Below are 23,825 nucleotides of genomic sequence, written 5' to 3' on the forward strand. Positions count from 1 at the left end.
GCGACGATGTCGACCACGGCGTGGGCCTCGAAGCTCGCTTCGCGGGTGCGCATCACCGACCTGCTCGTGCTGCTGTGGGTCGTGTTCGGCACGCAGATCGCGTGGGTCGGCCTCGACTACACGGCGACCGGGTTCAGCGGCTCCCGCGGCGACATCGCGATCAGCTACACGATCGTGTCGTTCATCATCGTCGGAGCTTGGATGTTGGCCCTCGAGCTGTACGACACGAGGTCTCCGCGCGTGCTCGGCCTCGGCACGCAGGAGTATCGAGCCGTTGCGGATGCCGCACTGCGCCTGTTCGGCCTCGTCGCGATCGTCGCGTTCCTCTTCAAGATCGACATCGGCCGCGGGTACGTCCTCGTCTCGTTTCCGCTCGGTGTGCTCGTGCTCCTGTTCTCGCGATGGATGTGGCGCCAATGGCTCGGCGTGATGCGCAAGCGGGGCGAGTATTCGTCGCGGGTGCTGCTGGTCGGGTCGGAGGCATCCGTCGCCCTGATCGCCCGAGAACTCGAGCGGATGCCCGAAGCGGGCTACCGGGTCGCGGGAGCCTGCCTGCCGGGACACGGTGCGCCCTATCTGGCGGGCACGCAGATTCCCGTGGAGTACGGCATGCAGCACGCGCTGGCCGTCATGCGCGACTTCGGCGCGGATACGGTGATCATCACCAGCGCCGATGAGCTCGGGCCTGAGCGGGTACGCGAACTCAGCTGGGGCCTGATCCCGGGTGCCGAGCACCTCGTCGTCGCGCCGAGCCTCATCGACATCGGTGGCCCTCGCATTCACACTCGCCCGGTCGCCGGCCTGCCGCTCATGCACGTGGAGACACCGAAGTTCGAGGGGCGAAAGCTCGTCGCGAAGCGGGTGTTCGACCTCATCGTGGCGTTCGCGCTGGTGGTGGTGTTCGCGCCGCTCTTCATCGTGCTGGCGGTGGCCGTGAAGGCATCCTCGGCGGGGCCCGTGTTTTACCGGCAGGAACGTGTGGGCCTCAAAGGAAGTCCGTTCATGATGCTGAAGTTCCGCTCGATGAGCGACGGCGCCGACGCGGAGCTCGCGGGGCTTCTTGCCGCGAATGGGACCGACACGGCACCTCTCTTCAAGGTGCAAAATGACCCGAGGGTCACACGCATCGGAAGGGTGCTGCGCAAGTACTCGCTCGACGAACTGCCGCAGTTGTTCAATGTGCTGCACGGCACCATGAGCCTTGTGGGACCGAGGCCGCAGCGTCGTGCGGAGGTCGAACTCTACGACCGAGCCGCCGGGCGGCGCCTGTTCGTGCAGCCCGGAATGACCGGACTCTGGCAGGTCAGTGGCCGCTCGACCCTCTCGTGGGAAGAGAGCGTACGCCTCGATCTCTACTACGTCGAGAACTGGTCAATCACGGGCGACCTCGCGATTCTCTGGCGAACCTTCCGCGCGGTTCTGGCTCACACGGGTGCGTACTGATGGGGGAAACGGTGGAAAACGGGCAGACGACGCCGACCCATGATGTCGGGGTTACGAAGTCAGGGAGCGCGGGGGTACCCGTACCCATCGATTTACTCTGGCTCGAACCGACTAGCCCAGGTACGGCTCCGCGCACTCATCTCGATGGCACACGTGAACGCCTCCGTGTCGCCGGATTTGTGCCTCGTTCGGTGCTCACGTCGCCAGTCCCGAGCCCGAAGCTAACGCAGAAGCTCCGACGCGTTGTCCAGCTGATCCGCCGCGCCAGGAAACTCGAGCCCAAGGGCGTACTCGTTGCGCGATGGCATCCGTTCCTCGGGCTGGTTAGCCCGATCTGGCGACGCCGTGGTGGTGCCGTGATCCTCCTTGTCCAGGGAAACGATGAGTCGCTCTACGAGACCTATCCATGGTTCCGCTACGTTCCGACCTCGAGATCGCTTATTCGCCGGAGCCTCATCGAGGCAGATGACGTCCTCGTTTTGAACAAGGGGTTGGAGGCATGGGTCGACGAGATACGAGGCACACGTCGAACGAAATCGGTGCCGCTGCAGACGGGGGTCTCAGAAGTCTTCTTGAAGGCTTCACCCGGAGAGGCTCCGGAGCGACCCTATGTACTCTTCTTCGGGAATCTGGCTCCGTGGCAAGGTATCCGCTACCTTCTCGATGCGAAGAGCAGCCATATCTGGCCCACTGCAGTTGATCTTTGGATTGTCGGCGACGGTGAGGATCGATCGCTCGTCGAAGCGTCGCAGGGCGACTCGATTCGATTTCTAGGCCAGTTGCCTCAGGAAGAACTCGCCGAGATCGTAGTGAACGCGGTTGCAACGGCTTGCACTAAGCGTGCGACCGGTTCCATGGCGGAGACCACGACACCATTCAAGATGCTGGAGAGCGCTGCGGCAGGGGTCCCCGTGATTGCGACTGACATTCCCGCCCAGCGACGACTGCTTGAAGCGACGAATTACGGCCTTCTCGTGAACGTCGATGACCCAGATGATTTCGCGCGGGCTGTTGCGAGACTCGCCGCGGACCCCGCACTTCACGCATCACTTGCCGCAAATGCGAGGTCGATTCGTTCGAGCCTGTCGTGGGCTGCGGGCGCGGAGATAGTCGAGCGATCAATCAGTCGAGCGATGGATTCAACAACGAGGTCCGCTTAATGAGCGCTCCGTCGGTCTTCATCGTGCTCGTCGGAGGTTACGGCAATATCGGCGACGCTGTCATCCGACGACGTTCGTTGGAAGCCTTTCGCGGCCTCGGGCCGGTTCATGCGTACGTGGGCAATGCCCCGGCTGACTGGATCGATCAGATCGGACTCGATGCGTTGAATGACACGATCTATGATGCGTCTCAGTCACGGCGCTGGGTTCGCAATATGGCGAGCAATCGAGGACGAAAGGTACTCGTGCTCGATCCGGGCGAAGTGTTGTTGACGAAGCGGCAGCTCCCGAAAGAGCTCGGCTTTCTTGCGATGACAATCCTCGCGCGCGCGTCGGGTGCCGAGGTACTTCGAATGCCCCGCGCAGTGAGATCACCGTCCCCGATGGTCACGAGTGTCCACCGGCTGGCGTGTCGCTTCTCGAATCTCGTCCTGTGGCGGGAAAAGGCGAGCTTGGACCTGATTGGCCGTGGCACGCTCGTAGCCGATATCGCATTCACAGAGCCAGTCGACGAGAAGGAGTTCGACCGCGGGCTGATGGTGGTCAGCATGCGAGGCCCTCGGCAGTTCCCAAATACGGCGTGGTTTGAGGGGGTACTGCTCGCGGCGGCTCAACTCCGGCTTCAACTCGTGGTTGTCAGTCAGGTTCGCGAAGACGAGATTCGAGGCGAGCAGATCGCTCGTCGACTTCCTGGAGCTGTCTTTCAACCGTGGGGCGAGCGATCAGACGCGGGCCAGGAACGGTTCGTTCGGACTCTCTACGATCGGGCGAGCTTGGTCGTCAGTGATCGCCTCCACGCGCTGATACTCGGGTTGCTCCACGGAGCAGGTGTAGCGGAAGTCGTACCCCAGCCGTCAGGCAAGGCTGCATCGCATTTCGCAACGATCGGCGACGAGGATGTTTCGAGGAACTCGATGGCGACGAGCCCCGAGGATATCGCGTCGTTCCTCTCCGAACGGGTCCGAACCAAGGATGAAGCTCGACTCCGCGTTGAGAATGCACGGCTCGAACTCGAGCGGGAGTTGCTCTTTGCTCAAGCCCATGCCGTCGGGCAGGGCGGGAAATGACCGTCGATCGGGCGCGACTGAGGCAGGCGCCAGCCGCTCGCATGCATGACCGAGCTCGGTCGAGCATCCTCCTCAAACAGTTAGTTATCTTCTACGCCGCGATTGCAGCCTTGCTACTGGCGCTGTTTAGCCGCGACTACCTCCCTGCGCAAATGCTGTGGGATGACGGCACGCTTCAAGAAATCATTCACACAGGTCGCGCCGGATTCGGCACGAAATACGGTGCGACCGCGATTCTGTATGTCTGGCTGGGGCTGGGGAACTCGCCAGTTCTTGTAAGCATCGTGGCAGTGGGGATGCTCCTCGTATCGGTGCTCCTGGCGTTGAAGGTTGCTGGACCGTTCGGGCGAACGTGGCCGGCGACCGCGCTCGCTAGTGGGACGCTCGTTCTTGGTGGAATCTACCTCGGTATGTACACGAAGGAGTTCTTCGTCGTGCCCCTAGTGGCACTGTTCATTGCATCGCGGGGACGTTGGTGGCAGGAAGCAATTTGGATTGGTGCCTGCCTGCTCTATGCGGCCCACGTGCGGGAGTACTGGTTCCTTGTGGCCGCGCTATACGTCGCGTTTCGCATCGGTACCAGTCGAGTTCGCTCGTTCGGATGGTTCGTGGCTGGTTGGGTTGTCCTACTCGGGATGGTCGTTGTTGCGATGAATGTTTTTCTTGGTCAGGCCGCCACGTACTTTCGCTTCTCGACCAATGACAAGCTCTGGACGGACCGAGAAACAATACTGCAGGACCCGATCGTTTCTTCGTTGATCCCGGCGCAGTGGCTGAATCTGATTCTGGTGGTGCTACTGCTGCTCTTTCCAGTGATTCTCTTGCTGGCCGGCTCTGCCCTGCACGTCGTATCGGCGCTTGCCATCGCGACAATGTGGACGTTCGTCCTGCGTAGTGTCCATACCTACTTCAATGGTCGAGTTGCCCGTGAGATTCAGTTCGAACGTGCACTTAGCCTCCTGCTGGCGTTCCTGACGGTTCAAAGCCTCTTCGAGCCCGACTACGGCTCATACCTGCGTCATCTCATACCTCTAATGCCGCTCGCCATTATCGTCATAGGCGTGGCGGCGCGGCCGCGGCAAACGAAATGACACGAATCATTCACGCCACTGAGACGCTCAGCAGCGGAGTGCTCACGAGTCTCGTTGAGTTGACGTCATCTCAGATCGAGATGGGTGCCGACGTTACGTTGGTTCACGCTCGGAGAGCAGACACGCCGTCGACAGATCAACTCGATCGCATCTTTCCTGACCAACTCAAGCGGGTCGAGATTGCGCAAGGTGGCCTCGTCACTGTGCTCACCACAATGGGTAGGTCCCTGCAGGACCTCGTCCGAGGTGAGCCTGCAACGATCGTTCACCTCCATTCCACATACGCCGGCGTCGCTGGTCGTCTTCCACGACTTGGTAGGTCAGTCGGCAATCACGGTCGGCTGTTCTACTCGCCCCATGGCTACTCATTCCTCCGGGAAGATCATTCGAAACTTGCTCGTCTCGCGATGCTGGTCGTCGAGCGGGTTCTTGCACGGAGAGGCACGTCAGTGCTCGTCTCGGATTCTGAAGCAGCCCTTGCGCGGAAGAACCTGAGGGTCCAGCATCCGACCGTTCTGATAAACGCTGTGGATACCGTTCGACTCGGGAACATAGCCGACATGGCCAGTCGTTCAACTCACGCCCTCCCGCGGGTCGCCATGGTCGGGCGCGTCAGCTACCAGAAGGCACCCTGGCGATTTGCGGACTTGGCCCGACAGTTGAGCGACAGGGCCGAGTTCACGTGGTTCGGGGACGGTGATCCCGATGACCTGCGCCACTGGCTAGGCAACAGCCCAGTGAAAGTCACAGGCTGGCTCGATAGAGACGTCCTGCTGCAAGAACTCGCAGCAACCGATTTGGTCGTGTTTCCTACGCTGTGGGAGGGAATGCCCTTGGCGCTCATCGAGTCGCACGCACTCGGCGTTCCTGCTGTCGCCTCCAACATTGTCGGGAATAGGGACGTCGTGGTTGACGGCGTGACTGGCGTCCTCGTAGTCGACGATGTGCAACTCGTGCGGGCGACGGTCGAGCTCCTATCCAATCCTCACCTTCGTTCGAACATGGGAAGGGCTGCCCGTACTCGTGCCGAAGCGAACTTCAGCCGCGCCCGACTTCGGCGTGAGTGTCTGCGTATCTATCAATGAGCTCAAGCGAAGGTGGGCGCCTCCGAGCTGGCGAGGTGGGCGAGATATGGTCGACGACCAGAATTGCGCGAGTGGTGGACGGAGAATGAACGCACGATGAGTCCCAATGGAAGAGTACTTATCCGCACCTTGCCGCTGAGCGACAACTTCGGAGGGGTCTTGCAGGCATACGCACTGCAAGAGGTCTTGCGGCAACTGGGAGCAGATGCGGTGACGGACGTTAGTCGCTCAGACCGTCCAGATGGATTGCGCTCCTGGGGGAAGATCCTCATCAAGTCAGGGGTCTGTCGCGTTCCAGTACTGCAGCGATTCGCACCGATTGCTTGGCATCGCCAATTGATCAGGCGAGATCGCGCAAGGCCTATTCGGCCTTTCGTTGCTGCGAAGATTCGTACCGTGCGTATTTATCGGGGGCGGCGACCGCGCCTCGACGAGCTTTCTGACGTCACCCTGTACTTGGTGGGAAGTGATCAAGTGTGGCGAAATGCGTATGCCGATGTTCGTTCGTATCTTTTCGACTTTGCACCAGATGGCGCGAAGATGGCGTCATATGCTGCATCGTTCGGGCGCGACAATCTGGATGAGTACCCCTCGCAGTTAGTTGAGGATTCGCGAGCGCTCGCTCAGAGGTTCGAGGCGATATCGGTGCGCGAGGCGGAGGCGATATCCCTCTGCAGAGATCATTGGGGCGTGGATGCGGTACAACACATCGATCCCACATTGCTGCTTACCGTGGATCACTATCAAGAAATCTCCGGGCCAAGCGCTGACAATCTGACGCGGAAGTCGAACGTGCTGTCGTACATGCTTGACCCCACGATAAAGACAGGGGCCTACATCGACTACGTTGCGAGAGTACTTGAACTCCGCCGTTGTGATCTCTTGCCCCCAAGGCCAGCCAGGGCCAAGAGTCTTCGGCCGGATGCGGCTGGAGTTCCAACCGTTCATGGATGGCTTCGAGCTTTCGGCGACGCATCGTTCGTCGTCACCGATTCGTTTCACGGCACGGTCTTCGCATTGCTCAATGGAAAGCCATTCATCACATTGGTGAATGAGTTTCGCGGGGTGTCACGGCTGTCCTCCTTGCTGAACCTCGTTGGGCTGGCCGACCGTCTGCTGGTTGATGCTAGCGAGGAAGACATCGACGCGACGTTGAGCCGCGCGATCGATTGGGCAGATGTCAATCGGCGTCTGGAACAGGAGAGGGCGCGGGGCCGTGATTACCTAGCGTCCCTTGTTGCGTGGTCGAGATCGAGCCACCAACGACTGGATGGACGTTGCGCAGCGTCGTGAGGAATCACGCGGGCTAACATCTACGGATTGCTCCAGTCGTCGCGCGCATGTGCCCAGCCTCTAGCCGGATAAGGATCGACAGTGCACGGTACCGACCCAGAAACAGACATCGGGGAGCGTCTAGTCGAAGGCCGGCCCGATCCTTTAGTAACGGTGGTGATTGCAGCTTTCAACGCAGAACGGGTGATCGAAGAAGCCCTGAAGAGCCTCTCTGATCAGACATACGGAAACTGGGAGGCAATCGTTGTGGACGACGGGTCCGTCGATCAAACCGGCAGCGTAGTGACCAAGCTGGCCGCGAACGAACCGAGGATCCGATTGCTAAAGCTTGCCACGAATGGAGGACCCGCTCGTGCCCGGAACGAAGGAATCAGTATCGCTCGAGGCGACTGGATCGCTGTCTTGGATGCCGATGACACTTGGCTGCCTGAGCGCCTTCGCCGAATAGTCGATGCCGCTTTCGCCCATCAAGCTGACATTGTCGCCGACCAGATTCTGCTGCGCCGACTAGGTTCCATCTCCGGAAGAGAATCAGCGTGGCGTTGGCTGGGTGAAGAGCAGCGCATTTCGTTGCGGCAGCTGGTCTGGCGTGATCTCCCCGGTACCGGGCGCCCGATTGGATGGGCGCATCCCATGTTCAGCCGTCGGCTCATCGCGTCGCTTGGTGTCCGGTATGACGAGCGTGAGCGATATGGCGAGGACTGGTTGTTGTTGTTTCGCGCAGTCTCGCGTGGCGCGAAGATGTGGCTCATTCCCACGGCCGGCTACGTCTATACAGTAAGAGCCTCGAACTCGGCGAGCCAGACCACGCCGGACTTTGCAAGTCTCGCTCGCATCTCGGCGGCGCTCGGGGGGGACCGCCTTCTCAGAATGGACATCCGCCTACTTCTGCGATTTCGTGCTCGGCTGTATCTGGCACTCATGGTGCGCGATTCGTTCTTGGATGCGGTACATCGCCGCCGAATCGCCTCGGCTGCGTCGATCTTGATCCGTCGGCCAGCGCTTGTTCCGCTCCTGTGGAGGCAATGGCGGTCGCGGGAGCGACACGCTATGCATTCGCCGCGATCTGAGGCTAGCTGAGTATTCCGTCTTGATCAGGGCGCAAAGGGGACTTAAAGCCAATCGGAGAGGGGGATTCGACGGGAGGACATTTTGTGTACGGGCTATTGGCCCGGAGTGTGAGCCCTGTTCGTAGTCCGCCCTTCTTCCGCGATCTGGCGTAACCGTGTGGCAAAGGAACCAAAGTTCTTGGTATCTGCCCATGCGTGCTCCCAATATGAGCGGCTTGCGACAGCGAAGCGACAGTACTCTGCATCGCTCACAGTGAACAGATCCTCGAGACGGTCGGCGATGTCGCGCGCCGTTGGATCCGCTTTCAAGAGTCCAGGAAACATTCCCGCGGTGGTGTTGATCGTCTCGGTGCTCCCGCCGACATCGGTCGCAATCACAGGAAGCCCCTGGGCGAGCGCCTCCAAAATAGAGACGGGAACTCCTTCGGATTCAGATACATTCACAAATACCGTTGCCGCGTGATCAGCATGCCATTCCCGGACGCCGGTGTTGCTCATGGCACCTAAGAATGAAAACGTCCCGCTACGAAGTCGCTCCTCGGCAAGATCACGTACAGTGCTCGCGTAGGCTCCATCGACACTGCCGATGTGCTCCCATCTAACGTGAATCCCACGCCGTTGGACTTCGGCTAGTGCGTCGATTAGCAACGGGATTCGCTTGAACGGCACAATGCGCGAACACGAACGTACTAGGAGCGCCCGACGATCGGAATTCATCTCGCCGAGTGCCGCTGGTGCCCCAAGGCGGGACACAATGACTTTTCCGTCAACAGCGGGCCATCGGTCGCTAAGGTAACGCGCCCCGGCCTCCGACACGGCTGCCACCTCGTCGACCATTGAGATAATCTCTTCGCGCTGGGGGAGGTAGCCCCTTGATCCTTCGCCGTAAATGTCGAATCGGTGGGCTCGAGAAACTACAGGGACCGTTGGGAGTCCAAGACGTTCTCGAACGCCGATCGCAATCGAGGCAGGTAGATGAAGCCAGTATGCGTAAAGCACTAGCGCAGAGTTTGTCGAAACGAAGGCACTGAGCATGCGAGCGAGATCGCGCGTTCGAGCCGCGGCTAACATTCGATACTTCAGGTCGAGGAGTTTGTCGGTAGGCGGCTCATTTGTTCTCAGCACAGTCAGCAGAATGCGCCCGGACTGAATGGGATGGAGAACGCCGAATCGTGCCGCGCTGACCAGGGCAGATCTCTTTGCTGGCCGCACCACTAGTACTTGAGGTGGTACTTCGCGAGCATGGACAGCGGACGGATCTGCGTTGACAGGAGCGATTATCACGCTAGCGAATTCACTCGCCAAGTACTGGAGCTCCGCTTCGATAAAGGGTTCTCCGGAACCGAAGGGAAACGAGCGCGTGAACAAGACGACTGACGGTTTCACGCGCCCAGGAATGGACGATGGTGCATCGCGGGACAATAGCTCTCCTTAGGGCCCGAAAAGATGGGACCGGCCCAGATTGGGCCCAATCCTACTCAGGTCAGGTAATCGAGCGAGTTCATTCGACATTGGTTTGACGCGTGGGCGGAGCGTGCTCGCAAGCGCCGATCTGAAGGGCTCCGGCTCCTGGATGTTCGACTTGGCGAGACGTCCAGTGACCTGCCTGTCGCGGTCCACGAAGGCTGTACCTGGCCGACTGTGGCGCTCGCCATCTTGAGCGACCAATCGAACCTGGCAAAGTGCAGGATCAGAACCATCAATGTATTGAGACACCCGTCGCGCTAGATTCGGACGACGACGTGTTTCGTCATGCTCGAGTCAAGTTCCGGGGGGAAACGATGAAACGACAGGCCACGATCATCAGACCGAAATGCTTCGGCGGAGAGATCGAGTAGGCGTCTCGATGGCGCACGGGATCGAAGAGACCGTCGCGAGAGGTATCTGCATCGGGTGCGGCGCCTGTTCAGTTGCCACGGGTGGCGCGATACCTGTGCGACTCGGGCGAACCCGACTCTACGAGCCGGACATTAGTCTGGTCGCAGACGATCAACTCGCGCGGGCGACTCGTGTTTGTCCATTCTCGGACGATGCCGCTGATGAGGACGAGTTGGGGCCGCCCCACAAAGGCGAAGAGTCAGACCTCAGCCACGATCACCGGTTGGGTGGCTACAGCAGAATCGTCGTTGGGCGCCATCTACGGAATGAGCAATTACTCAAGAGCAGTTCAGGTGGCCTGTGCACCTGGCTGCTCCAAGAACTCGTCGAGAGTGGGCGAGTCGACGCAGTCATCCATGTAGGGCGCCAACCAGGTGAGGAGCTTTTCAGCTACAACGTTTCCGAAACCTCCGTTGAGATCGCATCTAAGCGGAAATCTCAGTACTACTCGGTAACCCTTTCTGAGGCACTAGCCCGAATAAAAGGTGACGGCCGCCGGTACGCGATTGTAGGCGTGCCGTGCTTTATCAAAGCTGCGCGTCTGCTCTGCAGAGAAGATTCGGAGCTGGCGACTCAGCTCCAGATCTTTGTTGGGTTGGTCTGTGGGCATCTGAAGAGCCAGTTTTATGCGGAATCGCTCGCGTGGCAGGTTGGCGTCCCGCCGGCGGAACTGGCCGAGGTGGATTTTCGAGTCAAGAATCCGACTCGAGGGGCAGATGACTATGATTTCGGCGCACGAGCGCGTGGGCAGGATGAGTGGTCGTATCAGAGGACTACGGAACTAGTCGGAGGTAACTGGGGTCACGGAGCGATGCACCCGGAGGCGTGCAATTTCTGCGATGACATCTTCGCTGAGACGGCCGATATCGTGTTCGGCGACGCTTGGCTGCCGGAGTTTCGTGACGAATGGCGAGGCACGAACATCGTAGTCTCTCGAAACCCGATGATCGATGCGATGCTCGACCAAGCTGTAGCTCTGGGCGAGATCGAAATTCGGGACGTCTCTGCGGACACTGCCGCGGAAACTCAGGCAGGCAATTTCCGGCACCGATGGATTGGCCTGGCGGTTCGTCTCGCGGACGATATCGCTAAGGGTCTGTCGGTGCCGAAGAAGCGGATCGCGCCGAACAACCGCTCGGCGTCGGTGCATAGACGCCGACTCATCCGTCAACGGCGCCGTATGTCCGTGCTGAGCCTCAGCGCTTTCGAGGAGGCGCGGGATCGTGGCGATCTGAGTCTGTACACCCGCGTGATGTCGCGCGAAATTTCGAGGTATAGGCGGATCGATCGGCCGTTCGGATGGAAGCTGATGGTTCGACTCAAGAAGGTGCTGGATGGCTTCAGTGCCGACCGCGACGCGTAGCAATCAACGGTCGGGCCGACGGAAGTCACGCGGCGCATGACGGACGAACTGCTCCATCGAGGAGCGCGCGGAGGTGGCTTAACCATTGTTGTGCAGGGAGTCAAGATCTTCCTCCAGCTGCTTTCAGTGATGGTGCTTTCGAGGCTACTTACCCCCGAGGATTTCGGGCTCATCGCCATGGTTGCCGTCGTGTTGGCTCTAGGAGACCTTCTCCGTAGTTTCGGGATGCCAGTTGCCGCGCTTCAATCGAAGTCGCTGTCAGCACAGCAAGCGTCCAATCTCTTCTGGGTGAACGTGGTGCTTGGGACTCTTGCTGCCGCAGCTATCGCATTGGCCACGCCATTGCTCATCGGGCTGTACGACGAGCCGAGGCTGGCCGCGATCACACCCGCTCTCGCGCTGGTTCTGGTCATCAATGGAGTACAGGTGCAAGTCGGCGTGCAGCTAGCAAGGGACCAACGTTTCGTTGCTCTGAACGCGACAGACATCGTTTCGCTCGTCATCGGTTTCGTTATCGCTGTAATCCTGGCGAGCTCTGGATTTGGGTATTGGGCCCTCGTAGCACAGGCGCTTGCAGTCCCGTTCTCATTGTTCGTCCTTCGGACCGTGATCGCGCGTTGGGTTCCAAGACGGCCCCGGAGGGGATACGGCACCGCTGAGATTGTTCGCAGTGGTGCGCACATTGGGGCAGCCCAGCTTCTTACCTTCGCCGCGAGCAATGTGGACACGGTCTTGATCGGCGCACAGTGGGGTGCGAGCAGCCTGGGATATTACAACCGTGCCTTCCAGCTTCTGAGCGCGCCAGTCGGGAGGCTGTTAGGCCCGCTGACTCAGGTCGTAGTCCCGTCCTTCTCGCAGAGTGACCTCCGGCTTCAAACGATGTATTCAGCGCTTCTCAGAGTCCAGTTTCTATTGGGTGCCGCAGGAATCTGGTTGTTTACTACTGCGGCGGCCATTGCCGTGCCGCTCGTTCATCTGGCGCTCGGCCCGCAGTGGACTGCTTCCGCTCCGATCTTTGCAATTCTCGCGGTCGCAGGCTGCTTCAATTTTCTTTCGTATGTCAGCTACTGGGTCTTCCTGATCACTCAGCAGGCCCGACAACTGCTCCTATATAACCTGGTGACCAAACCGATTTGCATTGCGCTGGTCGTGGTCGCGTCTTTCCAAGGCGTCGAAGCCGTCGCTTGGGCTTACTCGATTGGTCTTGCGATGAGCTGGCCAGTGAACATCTTCTGGCTGAAATGGACGGCCGGGCTACCTGCGAGACCATTTCTCATCTCCGGAATTCGCCTACTCGCCGCAGGAGCTGTGGGCTTTTTGCTTGCATCAGCGCTATCGAACGCCGTCGCCATCGAGAACGATATTCTCGAGGTCGCAGGAGGAACTGTGGTCGCGAGTATCGGATTCGTGGGTGTAATCGTTGCTCTTCCTGAGGGACGTCGACAGCTGAAGGAAGCGATCGTCTTTGTCTGTCGACTGATTCGTTCCCAAGGCCAGAACGGTTAGTTCCTTTAGGAACCCGCGATCAATTAACTCGGGTGGGCTCGTCGTTTACGTTGGTGGTGGACATACCGAAGGTTGGCGCGCTTGGGCCATACCGCGGGCTACGCTACTGATCGTGACGCCGTCTTCCGGTGGTTCGGAGTCGTCGGGTCGGGACCATGGGGATGGGTCATCCGACCGGCGCGATGAGTCGAGCCGCTCCGGCGACTCGCACCATTCGAGTTCGGGCCGTTCGCACGGCTCCAGTTCGGGCTCGCGCTCGGGCTCAAGTTCCGGATCGGGCCGTTCACATGGCTCCAGCTCGAGCTCGAGCTCCGGGCGCTCGCGCAGCTCGAGCTCCGGCCGCTCGCACCACCACAATTCCAGCAAGCGGCGCAGGCAGCAGCGCCGGAAGCGCATCATCACCTGGTCGATCGTCGGCGTGCTCGCGCTGCTGGTGTTCGCCGTCGCGTGGATCGGCATCCGCGGGTTCCTGGCCGTGAACGAGTTGCAGGCGGCGGTGCCGCTCGCGAAGACCGCCCAGAAGCAGATCGTGGCGGGCGACGTCGAGGCGGCTCAGCGTGCGGCCGACGAACTGGCCGGGCACGCGGCATCCGCTGCCTCGTTGACGGGTGACCCCATCTGGCGCGGTGCCGAGGTGCTGCCGCTGCTCGGCCCGAACCTCGAGGTGGTGCGGGTCGTGTCGGCGTCGGTCGATCACATCGCGCGCGATGCCGTGGTGCCGTTGGCGATGTCGGCCGGAGCGATCGACCTCGCCGCGTTCGCGCCGAGCGGGGGAGCGGTCGACCTGCAGGCCATGATCGACCTGCAGGAGCCCGTGCACGCGGCCCGCATCGCCTTCGACACCGCCTCGGCCGCACTCGAGGGCGTGGCCGATGCCCCGGTGGTGCCGCCACTCGCCGATGCGCGCGACGAGCTGACGGCCATGGTCGACGAGACCGGGGGCGTGGTCGTGGGGTTCGACAACGCGGTGCGACTGCTGCCCCCCATGCTCGGTGCCGACGGGCCGCGCGACACGCTGCTGCTGTTCCAGAACAATGCCGAGCTGCGCTCCCTCGGCGGTGTGCCGGGATCGATGGCGCTTGTGCACGCCGACGGCGGCGCGGTCGCGATGACACAGCAGGCGGGGACACTCGACTTCCCGGTCTATCCCAAGCGGGTGGTCGACATGCCGGTCGAGACGCGCGCGCTGTGGGGCGAGAACACCGCGCGCTACATCCAGGACGTCACATTCACGCCGCAGTTCCCGCTCGCGGCGACGATCGCTCGCGAGATGTGGAAGCGCGAGTTCGGCACCGAGGTGCAGTCGGTCGTCGCCGTCGACCCGGTCACGCTGAGCTACCTGCTGCGGGCGACCGGGCCCATCACCATCAGCACGGGCGACCAGGTCACGAGCGAGAACGCCGTGCAGTACCTGCTGAGCGACGTCTACGCGCGATATCCGGTCTCGCAGCAGGACGCGATCTTCGCCGAGGTCGCGTCGACCGTCTTCGCGAGCCTCATGGGGGGCGCCGCCGACCCGCAGGCCCTGATCGAGGCGTTCGCGCAGGCCGGCGCCGAGCGCCGCATCCTGGTCTGGAACACGGATGTCGAGGAGCAGGCGGTGCTGGCCGGCACCGCGATCGCGGGCGGCCTGCCCGAGAGCACCGACGACGAGCAGGCGTTCGGCGTCTACCTCAACGACATGACCGGGTCGAAGATGGACCCCTACCTCGACGTGCAGGTCGGCGCGGGCGTCGTCACGTGCCGTAATGATGGGCTCCCGAACTACGACATCGTCGTGAAGCTCACGAACACCGCGCCGGCGGATGCCGCGACGAGCCTCTCGGCATACGTCACCGGCGGTGGCGACTACGGCACCCCGCCCGGGTCGATCACGACGTCGGTGCACGTCTACAGCGCCCAGGGCACGTACAACCTGGGCGTGCTGCTGAACGACGAGCCCGTCGGCTACCACCCGACCTCGGACTCGGGCTACACGTTGAGCAAGGTGGTGTCGCGCCTGGCGCCGGGCGAGAGCGCCGAGTACCGGTTCGGGTTCCTCGGCGGCGAAGCGGGCGAGAAGCGTACTCTCCTCGAAACGACTCCACTCGTTTACACGCCCGAAACATTAAGGGTCGCGCTTTCCTGTGAATCTCCCCTAAGGTGAGGGGGTGTCGTCTTTCGGAAGGGCGGCACCATCGGGGGGTTCCGAATCTTGGGGTTTCTCGATGCTCATGAAGCATACGAGGGGTAACGCAATCATGATCCGAAAGATCCTTGCAACCGTCGCTGTCGTTGCAGCCGCGTTGATCGGGGCGCCCGCAGCGGCCCAAGCGGCCGGCGGCGCCGGGTACACCGGTCAGGGCACCAACGTCACGTTGACCGTCGGCGAGGTCGGCACGATGACGTTCAGCGGACTGCCGCCGAACACGCCGTCGACCGCGACCGCACCCGATGCCGTCACGCTCGCCGTGCTGAAGGCCGCGACGGCCTCCCGGCCGACGGACGCCTCGGGAACGGTCTCGTTCCAGGTGTCCTCCAACACGCCGGGAACCTACACGATCACGGACACGGCGGGTGACTGGGTCGCCACCGGCACGCTCACCGTCGTCCCGGCCGACACGGCCAGCACCGGGGGCATCGCCACGACCGGCTACGACGCTCCCGTGCTCTGGATCTGGATCGGCGGCGGCGCGCTGCTGCTCGGTGCGGCACTCGTCGTCGTCATGATGACGGTGCGCCGAGCACGCCAGCAGGGCTGACACCGCCAGGCTGCTGCGCAACCTCTCGGCACGAACGTTCACGACGAAAGCCCGGATCGGTGATCCGGGCTTTCGTCGTGTCGGCGCGGTGATGCGACCGGATGCCTCGAACATGGGGTCATGAGCACCGCAGGCGCCGCACCGGCGCGCGTCATCGGCGTCGATGCGGCGCGCGGGCTCGCGCTCATCGGCATGTTCGTGGCGCACGTCGCACCCATGGTCGAGGATCCGACGACGATGGCGCTCATCGGCATCGCCGACGAACGGCCGCGCCTGCTGTTCGCACTCACCGCCGGCATCGGGCTGGGCTTCATCTCAGGAGGGACGCGCCCGATCGCCGAGGCGGGGGAGCGCGGCATCCTGCGTCGCCAGATCGCGATCCGCGCGGTCATCCTCATCGCGATGGGCCTGCTCATCGCCGCCACCCTGCATCCGCTCGTGTTCATCATCCTCGACGTCTACGGCATCGCGTTCCTCCTCATGCTCCCCCTGCTGTTCCTGCCGCCGCGCGCCGGCCTGGCGGTCGGCATCGTCCTGCTCGCGATCACGCCGGCGCTCGCCGAGATCGCCTCCCGCACGCCGTTCGTCGCCGAGACGCGGCAGGGCGCGTTCCGCATCCCGATCGACTGGGTCGTGAGCGGGGCCTACCCCGTGATCGTCTGGGTGCCGGTCATGCTCATCGGCCTCGCGCTCGCACGCCTCGACCTCGCGGCGCGCACCACGGTCTTCGCGGCGGGGCTCATCGGGGCCGCGGCCGCCTGCATCATGCTGCCGCTCTCGACGCTGCCGCCGCGGCCGGAGATGGTGGCGGATGCCGCGTGGTCGGTGCCCCTGCGCGCCTCCCTCGAGACCCTCGGCAACACGGGCGTCGCGGTCGCGGTGGTCGCCGTGCTGCTCGTGCTCACGGGACTCGCGGCGCCGGGGGTGCGCCGGGCCTCGATCGCCGTCACCTCGCCGGTCGCGGCCATGGGCTCGATGCCGCTCAGCGTGTACACGCTGCACCTCGTGGTCATCGCCCTCGCCGTGCGCGTCGACCCGGCGACGGGCGTGGTGACGGATGACTCGTGGCCGCTGCTCATCGGCCTGATCGTCGGCTCGATGCTCTTCGCCTGGCTGTGGCGGCGCTTCATCGGGCGCGGACCGCTCGAGACCCTGCTTCGGTGGGCGAGCGGGCGCTCGCGGCACCGCGCGGACCGCACCGCCATCGGGGAGGCCTGAAGTGCCGGCGCCGATCGAGGAGTACGCGGTCATCGGCGACTGCCGCACCACGGCGCTGCTCGATGCCGGCGGATCGATCGACTGGTACTGCCCGCCGCGGTTCGACGCGGCATCCGTCTTCGGGGCCGTGCTCGGCGATGCCGACCAGGGCCGGTGGCTGCTGCGACCGGAGGACGCAGGGGCGACCGCCGTGCGCCGCTACGAGGAGGACACCTTCACGCTCGTCACGAGGTGGACGACGGACGCGGGCGAGGTCGAGGTGACCGACCTCATGCCCATCGGCGGCGGCAGCAACGACGCCCGGAGCGACGTGATCCGGCGCGTGCGCGGCATCCGGGGCACCGTCGAGCTGCGGCAGGAGCTGCGCGTGCGGTTCGGGTACGCGGCCACCCTGCCGTGGATGCGGCAGCACACCACCGCCGACGGGCCCGCGCTCCTCGCGATCGCCGGCCCCGACGCCCTCGTGCTGCGCGGACCGCGGCTCGCGGCGGAGGACCACGCCCACGTCGGCACCTTCACCGTGGCCACCGGCGAGACCGTCGACCTGCGGCTCACCTGGTATCCGTCGCACCTCGAACCGCCGGAGCCCGTCGACGTCGACGATGCGATCGAGCGCACGAACCGCTGGTGGCGCGAGTGGGCCGCCCGCTCCACCTCGTTCGGCGCCTACGACGACGCAGTGCGCCGCTCGCTGCTCGTGCTTCGCCTGCTGACCCACGAGGACACCGGCGGCATCGTCGCCGCCGCGACGACGAGCCTGCCGGAGGAGTTCGGCGGCTCGCGCAACTGGGACTACCGCTACGTGTGGCTGCGCGACGCGTCGCTCACCCTGCAGGCGCTCATGGTGCACGGCCTCCACGAGGAGGCGCAGGCGTGGCGGCGCTGGCTCGAGCGCGCCGTCGCCGGCGACCCGGCCGACGTGCAGATCATGTACGGCGTCGCCGGCGAACGGCGGCTCCCCGAGTGGGAGGCCGACACGCTGCCCGGCTACGACGGCGCCGGCCCCGTGCGCGTCGGCAACGCGGCATCCGAGCAGTTCCAGGCCGACGTGTTCGGCGAGGTGCTCATCGCGCTGGACGCCGTGCGGCACGCCGAGGCCCACGACGACGGCCTGTCGTGGCCGCTGCAGCGCGCACTGCTCGAGGAGGCCGAGCGCAACCTCGATCGGCCGGACTCCGGCATCTGGGAGATCCGCGGCGCGGAACGCCACTTCACGCATTCGCGCGTGATGCTCTGGGCCGCCTTCGACCGCGCCGTCTGCGCGGTCGAGAACGACGGCCGACGCGGACCCGTCGCGCACTGGCGCGCGCTGCGCGAGCGCCTCGCCGACCGCATCGAGCGCACCGGGTACGACGCCGGGCTCGGCGGTTACGTGCAGTCCGAGGGGAGCCGCGAGCCGGATGCCGCGCTGCTGCAGTTGGCGCAGGTCGGCTACGTCGCCTTCGACGACCCGCGCATGCTCGGCACCGTCGCACACCTCGAGCGCACCCTCATGCGCGACGGGCTGCTTCGCCGCTACCGCACGGAGGCCGAGGTCGACGGCGTCGAGGGCGACGAGAACGCGTTCCTCGCGTGCTCGTTCTGGCTGGTCGAGCAGTACGCCCGCAGCGGCCGGCTCGACGACGCCGAAGCGCTCATGCGACGGCTGCTCGGCTTCGCGAACGACCTCGGCCTGCTGGCCGAGCAGGTCGACCCGCGCACCGGCAGGCAGGCCGGCAACACGCCTCAGGCGTTCTCGCACCTCGCGCTCGTGCGGGCCGCCGATGCGATCGCCGCGCGGCGGCGCGCGTAGTCGATCGCGACGACGAAGCCGGCCCCGACGCCGGCGCCGAGCGCGTTCGCGAGCACGTCGCGCACGTCGGTCGTGCGATCCGGGAGGAAGAGGTGCTGCACGAGTTCGGCGAGGCAGCTCACCACGAGCCCGATGCCGGTGGCCGTCACGATGCGTCGCACGCCCGACCGTGTCGACCCGATGGCGAGCAGCAGCCCGAGGGGCACGAACAGGGCCATGTTGAAGGCGAACTCGACGAACGGGTAGCTCGCCCACTGGGGGATGCCGAGCAGCGCGATCGCATCGAGGAGCGGCCCGAAACGCACGAATCCGCCGGCGCCGTCGATGTGCACCGGCCAGAACAGCACGACCGCCAGCACGGCCGCGTAGACCAGCGCGAGCACGATGCGTCGCCGAGGGAATGCCTGGCCGGTCATGCGACCACCATAGGCCCAGGCGATGTCGCCGCGGTTTCCCGCGCGAATCCTGCGGGTGTCGACGACCTGTGCGCGCGCCGAGCGTTGTGGGGCCGTCGCACATTCGTAATGACGGGTTAACGCGGCGCGACTATCGTCGAACTGTCGCACAAGGGGGCTCGCGCGACAGTTCTCAAGGATCTGGCGCGTCACGTCGACACCGATTGCGCCACGGAGTCCATCCGAAGGATCGGAGAAAGTGCATGACGAAGTCCATCTCTCGACGCACACTGCTCACCGGTGCCGCAGCCCTGGCACCGATCGCACTCGGGCAGGCGGCCTACCTCGATCCGCTCGTCCCGGTGTTCTGGCGGCCCGACACGAGCACGACGACGAGTGCGCAGGGCGCGGTCGCGGCGAGCACCATCCGCTCGTTCGGACCGAACGGCACCCACTGGCCGACGCACACGCCCAAGATCGGCAGCACGTTCGGCAAGGTCATCGACGTCGCCTGCGACTGGACCGCGATCGGGACCGCGATCGCCTCGGTCACCGACGCGCAGATCAACGCGGGCGTGCACATCCGCGTCGCATCGGGGACCCTGCCCGGCTACGGGGCCTCGTCGGGATCGGCCGCCGCGCTCCAGCGCGTCGGGCGCGGCACCGCGACCAAGAACATCCTCGTCTCGCCGAAGAACGGCTGGGGCTCAGTCACGGTCGCCGACTCCGCGCGGCTGGTCGGGGTCAAGGGCGTCACGTTCGCGCGCATCAACGGCCGGTTCATGCTGCTCACCGACTGCTCGCGCACCGCGTGGGCGCAGTCGAAGGTCTCGCACGGCTTCCGCATGACCTCCTCGAGCGGCATCCTCGAGGGGTGCTCCGCGCACGAGGTCGTGATGGCCGATGCGAAGGTCGACATCAACGACCCGTTCGGCTACGCGGCCGGCTCCAACTCGATGATCACCGATTCGCTCTGGGAGGGATGCTACTGCGCACCCGTCTTCCGGCCGAGCGGCGCCAAAGACCACATCGACACGCTGCAGATGTACGGCAACGGCGCCTACCGAGGGCTCACGATCCGCGACTCGACCTTCTTCGGATCGCTGAACAGCGCCCTGCAGGTCGGCGGTTCGAAGCCGCAGGACCCGCGTCTCGGCACGCCGTTCCTGACGCTCGACCACACGATCCTCGCGGCGCAGATCTTCGCGATCCGCGCGCGCTACCCCCTGCCGTCGGGGGCGCAGGGCCCGACCATCGGCCAGGCGATCAACGGCAGCGGCGAGCCGGGCCAGCTCTACGCGAACGACTCGTTCGTCTTCGGATCGATGTACGACACGCAGTGGGCCTCGGTCACCAACAGCTCCACCTCGTACGACAAGGCCGCCTCGAAGAACCCTGCGGCCACAGGCGGGTGGCGGGTCGACCCGGCCATGAGCTCGTACGGCGCCGCATGGTTCGACCAGCAGACGCCGGCGCCCACCGACGCGTATCTGGCGCGCATCTGGGCCTGAGCCCGATCCCGACGACGAACGGGGGTGCCGCTCGTCGAGCGGCACCCCCGTTCGCGTTCGCCCGTGGCGCCCGGACCGGGCTCGGCGTCAGCTGCGGCCCATGCCCACGTACTGCCAGCCGGCGGCCTTCCAAGCCGCGGCGTCGAGCGTGTTGCGCCCGTCGATGATGATCGAGCCGCGCGCGATCGACTTCACGTGCGCCGGGTCGAGCGAGACGTACTCGGGCCACTCGGTCACGAGCACGACCAGGTCGGCATGGCGCAGTGCCTCTTCGGTGGCCGACGTGTAGAGGAGCTGCGGATGCCGCAGGCGCGCGTTGTCGATGCCCTCGGGGTCGGTGACGACGACGTCGGCGCCGAGCCCCTTGAGCTGCACGGCCACGTCGAGCGCGGGGGAGTCCCGGACGTCGTCGGAGTGCGGCTTGAACGTGACGCCGAGCACGGCGACCTTCTTGCCGTAGGGCGAGCCGCCGAGGGCGTCGACCGCGAGGTCGACCACCCGCACGCGACGCCGCAGGTTGATCGCGTCGACCTCCTTGAGGAAGGCGACCGACTCGCCGCGACCGAGTTCTTCGGCCCTCGCGGTGAACGCGCGGATGTCCTTCGGCAGGCATCCGCCGCCGAAGCCGACACCGGCGTTGAGGAAGCGGCGGCCGATGCGCGCGTCGTGCCCGATCGCATCCGCCAGTTGCGTGATGTCGGCGCCGGTGACCTCGGCGATCTCGGACATCGCGTTGATGAACGAGATCTTCGTGGCCAGGAACGCGTTCGCGGCGACCTTCACGAGCTCCGCCGTGGCGTAGTCGGTGACGATGCGCGGCGTGCCCGCGCCGATCGCCGTCGCGTAGACGCCGTCGAGCACCTCGACGTCGCGCTCGTCGTCGACGCCGTAGACGAGCCGGTCGGGCTCGATGGTGTCCTTCACGGCGTACCCCTCGCGCAGGAACTCGGGGTTCCACGCCAGCCGCGCGCCCGTGCCGGACTCGGCGACGCGATCGGCGAGACGCCGTGCCGTGCCGACCGGCACGGTGCTCTTGCCGACGATCAGGTCGCCCTCCTTCAGGTACGGCAGGAGCGCCTCGATCGCGGCGTCGACGTACTTCAGGTCGGCCGCGTAGCCGTCGGCCGACTGCGGCGTGCCGACCGCGATGAAGTGCACGGTCGCCTCCGCGACCTCGGAGATGTCGGTCGAGAACCGCAGGCGACCCGTCGCCCCCGCCGAGGTGAGCACCTCGGGCAGCCCGGGTTCGAAGAAGGGCGGGCGGCCGGCCTGCAGCGCCTCGACCTTCGAGGGATCCACGTCGATGCCGATCACCTCGTGGCCGAGCTCGGCCATGGCGGAGGCGTGGACCGCTCCGAGGTAGCCGCATCCGATGACGGAGAGCTTCATGAGGGGTTCCTTCCTTCGGGGACGAGCCGGTCGACGTGCGGCCGCGGGAGTCAGTTGCGCACCGCGATCGTGATCGGTGCGCTCGTTCCGACGTTGCCCGCGGCATCCGTCGCCCTGGCGGAAACGCCGTAGGCCCCGTTCGGATACAGGCGCGAGTTCATCAGTGCGCGCCATGATCCGTCCGCCTGCTTCGTCGCGTTGCCGAGCTTAGTGGTGCCTGCCCACAGCGAGACGGCGGTGACACCCACGTCGTCGGTCGCGGTGATGAACACGGCGACGGATGTCCCGGACACCGTGCTGCCGGAGACCGGCGACGTGATCGCGGCCACCGGGGCCGTGCGGTCGGGCGTCGGGGTGGGCGTCGGCGTCGGGGTGGGCGTCGGAGTGGGCGTCGGAGTCGGCGTCGGCGTGGGCGTGGGCGTCGGCGTCGGGGTGGGCGTCGGCGTCGGGGTGGGCGTCGGCGTGGGCGTCGGGGTGGGCGTCGGAGTCGGCGTCGGCGTGGGCGTCGACCCCGACGGCACGGCCGAGACGAGGTACCCGAAGTACTTGCCGGCGACCGGCTTCGTCGGGTCGCCCGTGAAGACGTGCCCGCGCGCGGCGGCGGCCGCGGCCTGGCTGCGGATGATGTCGATGACCTGGTCGGTCGAGCGCCCGTCGCAGGGGCCGAACGCGTAGCACGCGGCCACGACGCCGCTCGCGGCGCCCGTCGCCATGCTCGTGCCGGTCGCGACGTAGCCGTACCGGTTGCCCTTCTTCGTCGTGTACGGGCAGACGCCGGGAGCGGCGACCGTGTGCGCCTGATCGGCCGCGCTCACCGCGTAGTTCGTCGAGACCGCGTAGGCGTCGTCCTTCGTGGTCACGCTGCACGGAGCCGTGCCGAGTCCGCCGGGCCTGCCGTCGAAGTCGGCCATGTTGGTCACCACGAGCACCTCGTCGAAGTTGCCGGGCGAGTAGAGCGCGAGGTCCCTGCTCGAGTTGCCGGCGCCGGCGACGATCGAGATGCCGTCCTCGGTCAGCGCGCAGACGGCCTGGTGCACGGCGTCGCCGTTCGTCCGGCCGCAGTTGCCGTCATCCGTTCCCGTGTACGCGATGCTCATGTTCACCACGGCGATGTCCTTCGCCGCGGCGTTGTCGGCCACCCACTCCAGTCCGCAGAGCAGCGACTGCACGGTGCCGAGCAGGTCGTCGCCGAGCACGCGCACCGAATGGATCGGCACGCCGGGCGCGGTGCCGAGGATGCCGGTCGTGTTGTCGATCGCGCCGAGCACGCCGGCGACGCCGGTTCCGTGTCCGTCGCCGTCGGCCGCGGTCCCCGTCGGCAGGCAGTTGACGGCCGTCGCGAGGTTGAGGTCGGCGTGCGTGCTCACCCCGGAGTCGATCACGGCGACGCCAGGGCCGTTCCACGCGGCACCGCTGCCGGCACGGACGGGCGGCTCGTCGGCCTCCACGGCCCCGACCGCGGGCGGCACGGTCTGCGCGAGCGCCGTCACCGGCGCCTCGGCCATGAGGCCGAGCACCGACGCGTCGCCGTCGAGCGAGGCGGCCTGCTCCGACGACAGCGTGGCGGAGAATCCGGCGAAGATGGAGTCGTACAGGCGGGTGGGCACGACGCCGGTCGACCCGATCGCCGCGTCGCGTGCTGCGACATCCGTGAACGTCACCGTGTACGCGCCCGCTGCCGGCGGCTCGGCCGCCGAGGCCGGTGCGACGATGAAGGCCGCGGTGGCGACCACGGCGGCGGCCAGGCTCGCGAGCGCGGCGACGCGGCGGCCGATGCGGCTCGTCGATCGCGGCGGGGACTCGAGTTCGGACATCGTGCTCCT

18 protein-coding genes are annotated in these 23,825 nt (G+C 65.0%); 14 read left to right on the top strand and 4 right to left on the bottom strand.

Going from position 1 to position 23,825, the window contains the following annotated elements:
* Window positions 1–6: 6 nt before the first annotated feature.
* The 7 genes from ABIC29_RS04215 (at window position 7) to ABIC29_RS04245 (ending at window position 8,219) form a co-directional block, all read left to right on the top strand.
* The gene (locus ABIC29_RS04215) at window positions 7–1,443 is read left to right on the top strand and encodes a sugar transferase (RefSeq protein WP_354243051.1); all 1,437 of its coding nucleotides are present in this window, start codon (window positions 7–9) and stop codon (window positions 1,441–1,443) included.
* A gap of 191 nt (window positions 1,444–1,634) precedes the next feature.
* On the top strand, window positions 1,635–2,603 hold the full coding sequence (locus ABIC29_RS04220; protein WP_354243054.1) for a glycosyltransferase family 4 protein: 969 nt from the start codon (window positions 1,635–1,637) through the stop codon (window positions 2,601–2,603).
* Complete coding sequence (locus ABIC29_RS04225) at window positions 2,603–3,670, top strand: polysaccharide pyruvyl transferase family protein (RefSeq protein WP_354243057.1); 1,068 nt, start codon at window positions 2,603–2,605, stop codon at window positions 3,668–3,670. Before ABIC29_RS04220 ends, ABIC29_RS04225 begins: the two co-directional genes overlap by 1 nt.
* Entirely contained in the window at window positions 3,667–4,761 is a 1,095-nt protein-coding gene (locus ABIC29_RS04230; RefSeq protein WP_354243060.1) for a hypothetical protein, read from the top strand. The genes ABIC29_RS04225 and ABIC29_RS04230 overlap by 4 nt, the downstream gene beginning before the upstream one ends.
* Window positions 4,758–5,846 (top strand): glycosyltransferase, encoded by a 1,089-nt coding sequence (locus ABIC29_RS04235; RefSeq protein WP_354243063.1) that lies wholly within the window; start codon window positions 4,758–4,760, stop codon window positions 5,844–5,846. The genes ABIC29_RS04230 and ABIC29_RS04235 overlap by 4 nt, the downstream gene beginning before the upstream one ends.
* Before the next feature lie 96 nt (window positions 5,847–5,942).
* A complete protein-coding gene (locus tag ABIC29_RS04240; RefSeq protein ID WP_354243066.1) occupies window positions 5,943–7,139 on the top strand; it encodes a polysaccharide pyruvyl transferase family protein in 1,197 nt (398 codons plus the stop codon).
* Window positions 7,140–7,220: 81 nt separating this feature from the next.
* Window positions 7,221–8,219 (top strand): glycosyltransferase family 2 protein, encoded by a 999-nt coding sequence (locus ABIC29_RS04245; RefSeq protein WP_354243069.1) that lies wholly within the window; start codon window positions 7,221–7,223, stop codon window positions 8,217–8,219.
* Window positions 8,220–8,302: 83 nt separating this feature from the next.
* On the opposite strand, the gene ABIC29_RS04250 is transcribed toward ABIC29_RS04245, so the two are convergent.
* The gene (locus ABIC29_RS04250; protein WP_354244595.1) at window positions 8,303–9,280 is read right to left on the bottom strand and encodes a glycosyltransferase; all 978 of its coding nucleotides are present in this window, start codon (window positions 9,278–9,280) and stop codon (window positions 8,303–8,305) included.
* A gap of 775 nt (window positions 9,281–10,055) precedes the next feature.
* Between ABIC29_RS04250 and ABIC29_RS04255 the strand changes: the two genes are divergently transcribed.
* The 6 genes from ABIC29_RS04255 (at window position 10,056) to ABIC29_RS04280 (ending at window position 18,707) form a co-directional block, all read left to right on the top strand.
* On the top strand, window positions 10,056–11,450 hold the full coding sequence (locus tag ABIC29_RS04255) for a Coenzyme F420 hydrogenase/dehydrogenase, beta subunit C-terminal domain (protein ID WP_354243072.1): 1,395 nt from the start codon (window positions 10,056–10,058) through the stop codon (window positions 11,448–11,450).
* A gap of 36 nt (window positions 11,451–11,486) precedes the next feature.
* The gene (locus ABIC29_RS04260; protein ID WP_354243075.1) at window positions 11,487–12,956 is read left to right on the top strand and encodes a lipopolysaccharide biosynthesis protein; all 1,470 of its coding nucleotides are present in this window, start codon (window positions 11,487–11,489) and stop codon (window positions 12,954–12,956) included.
* 418 nt (window positions 12,957–13,374) lie between these two features.
* Window positions 13,375–15,102: a DUF4012 domain-containing protein gene (locus ABIC29_RS04265; protein ID WP_354243078.1), complete on the top strand. Its 1,728-nt coding sequence runs from the start codon at window positions 13,375–13,377 to the stop codon at window positions 15,100–15,102.
* Window positions 15,103–15,196: 94 nt separating this feature from the next.
* Entirely contained in the window at window positions 15,197–15,697 is a 501-nt protein-coding gene (locus ABIC29_RS04270; protein WP_147309124.1) for a hypothetical protein, read from the top strand.
* A gap of 120 nt (window positions 15,698–15,817) precedes the next feature.
* Entirely contained in the window at window positions 15,818–16,915 is a 1,098-nt protein-coding gene (locus ABIC29_RS04275; RefSeq protein ID WP_354243082.1) for a heparan-alpha-glucosaminide N-acetyltransferase domain-containing protein, read from the top strand.
* A 1-nt stretch (window position 16,916) separates the two neighbouring features.
* A complete protein-coding gene (locus ABIC29_RS04280) occupies window positions 16,917–18,707 on the top strand; it encodes a glycoside hydrolase family 15 protein (RefSeq protein WP_354243085.1) in 1,791 nt (596 codons plus the stop codon).
* Here ABIC29_RS04280 and ABIC29_RS04285 read toward each other — a convergent pair.
* Window positions 18,641–19,123, bottom strand: a complete 483-nt coding sequence (locus ABIC29_RS04285) for a VanZ family protein (RefSeq protein ID WP_354243088.1) — start codon at window positions 19,121–19,123, stop codon at window positions 18,641–18,643. The two genes, ABIC29_RS04280 and ABIC29_RS04285, sit on opposite strands and share 67 nt — an antisense overlap.
* Window positions 19,124–19,365: 242 nt before the next feature.
* On the opposite strand from ABIC29_RS04285, the gene ABIC29_RS04290 reads away from it, so the two are divergent.
* Window positions 19,366–20,613: a hypothetical protein gene (locus ABIC29_RS04290; protein ID WP_116080988.1), complete on the top strand. Its 1,248-nt coding sequence runs from the start codon at window positions 19,366–19,368 to the stop codon at window positions 20,611–20,613.
* An 87-nt stretch (window positions 20,614–20,700) separates the two neighbouring features.
* Here ABIC29_RS04290 and ABIC29_RS04295 read toward each other — a convergent pair whose 3' ends face one another.
* Both ABIC29_RS04295 and ABIC29_RS04300 read right to left on the bottom strand, forming a co-directional pair.
* Window positions 20,701–22,002 (bottom strand): UDP-glucose dehydrogenase family protein, encoded by a 1,302-nt coding sequence (locus ABIC29_RS04295; protein WP_116080989.1) that lies wholly within the window; start codon window positions 22,000–22,002, stop codon window positions 20,701–20,703.
* A 50-nt stretch (window positions 22,003–22,052) separates the two neighbouring features.
* Window positions 22,053–23,816, bottom strand: coding sequence for a S8 family serine peptidase (locus ABIC29_RS04300; RefSeq protein WP_354243090.1), 1,764 nt, complete (start codon window positions 23,814–23,816; stop codon window positions 22,053–22,055).
* Window positions 23,817–23,825: the final 9 nt, after the last annotated feature.

It is taken from the genome of Agromyces sp. PvR057 (assembly GCF_040547485.1).
In the GTDB taxonomy this organism is placed as follows: domain Bacteria; phylum Actinomycetota; class Actinomycetes; order Actinomycetales; family Microbacteriaceae; genus Agromyces.

Excerpts from the sequence above, each read along its gene's own strand:
- ABIC29_RS04215 (WP_354243051.1), top strand. The coding sequence starts at position 7 with ATGTCGACCACGGCGTGGGCCTCGAAGCTCGCTTCGCGGGTGCGCATC.
- ABIC29_RS04225 (WP_354243057.1), top strand. The coding sequence starts at position 2,603 with ATGAGCGCTCCGTCGGTCTTCATCGTGCTCGTCGGAGGTTACGGCAAT.
- ABIC29_RS04230 (WP_354243060.1), top strand. The coding sequence starts at position 3,667 with ATGACCGTCGATCGGGCGCGACTGAGGCAGGCGCCAGCCGCTCGCATG.
- ABIC29_RS04235 (WP_354243063.1), top strand. The coding sequence starts at position 4,758 with ATGACACGAATCATTCACGCCACTGAGACGCTCAGCAGCGGAGTGCTC.
- ABIC29_RS04240 (WP_354243066.1), top strand. The coding sequence starts at position 5,943 with ATGAGTCCCAATGGAAGAGTACTTATCCGCACCTTGCCGCTGAGCGAC.
- ABIC29_RS04250 (WP_354244595.1), bottom strand. The coding sequence starts at position 9,280 with ATGTTAGCCGCGGCTCGAACGCGCGATCTCGCTCGCATGCTCAGTGCC.
- ABIC29_RS04255 (WP_354243072.1), top strand. The coding sequence starts at position 10,056 with ATGGCGCACGGGATCGAAGAGACCGTCGCGAGAGGTATCTGCATCGGG.
- ABIC29_RS04260 (WP_354243075.1), top strand. The coding sequence starts at position 11,487 with ATGACGGACGAACTGCTCCATCGAGGAGCGCGCGGAGGTGGCTTAACC.
- ABIC29_RS04270 (WP_147309124.1), top strand. The coding sequence starts at position 15,197 with ATGATCCGAAAGATCCTTGCAACCGTCGCTGTCGTTGCAGCCGCGTTG.
- ABIC29_RS04275 (WP_354243082.1), top strand. The coding sequence starts at position 15,818 with ATGAGCACCGCAGGCGCCGCACCGGCGCGCGTCATCGGCGTCGATGCG.
- ABIC29_RS04285 (WP_354243088.1), bottom strand. The coding sequence starts at position 19,123 with ATGACCGGCCAGGCATTCCCTCGGCGACGCATCGTGCTCGCGCTGGTC.
- ABIC29_RS04290 (WP_116080988.1), top strand. The coding sequence starts at position 19,366 with ATGACGAAGTCCATCTCTCGACGCACACTGCTCACCGGTGCCGCAGCC.
- ABIC29_RS04295 (WP_116080989.1), bottom strand. The coding sequence starts at position 22,002 with ATGAAGCTCTCCGTCATCGGATGCGGCTACCTCGGAGCGGTCCACGCC.
- ABIC29_RS04300 (WP_354243090.1), bottom strand. The coding sequence starts at position 23,816 with ATGTCCGAACTCGAGTCCCCGCCGCGATCGACGAGCCGCATCGGCCGC.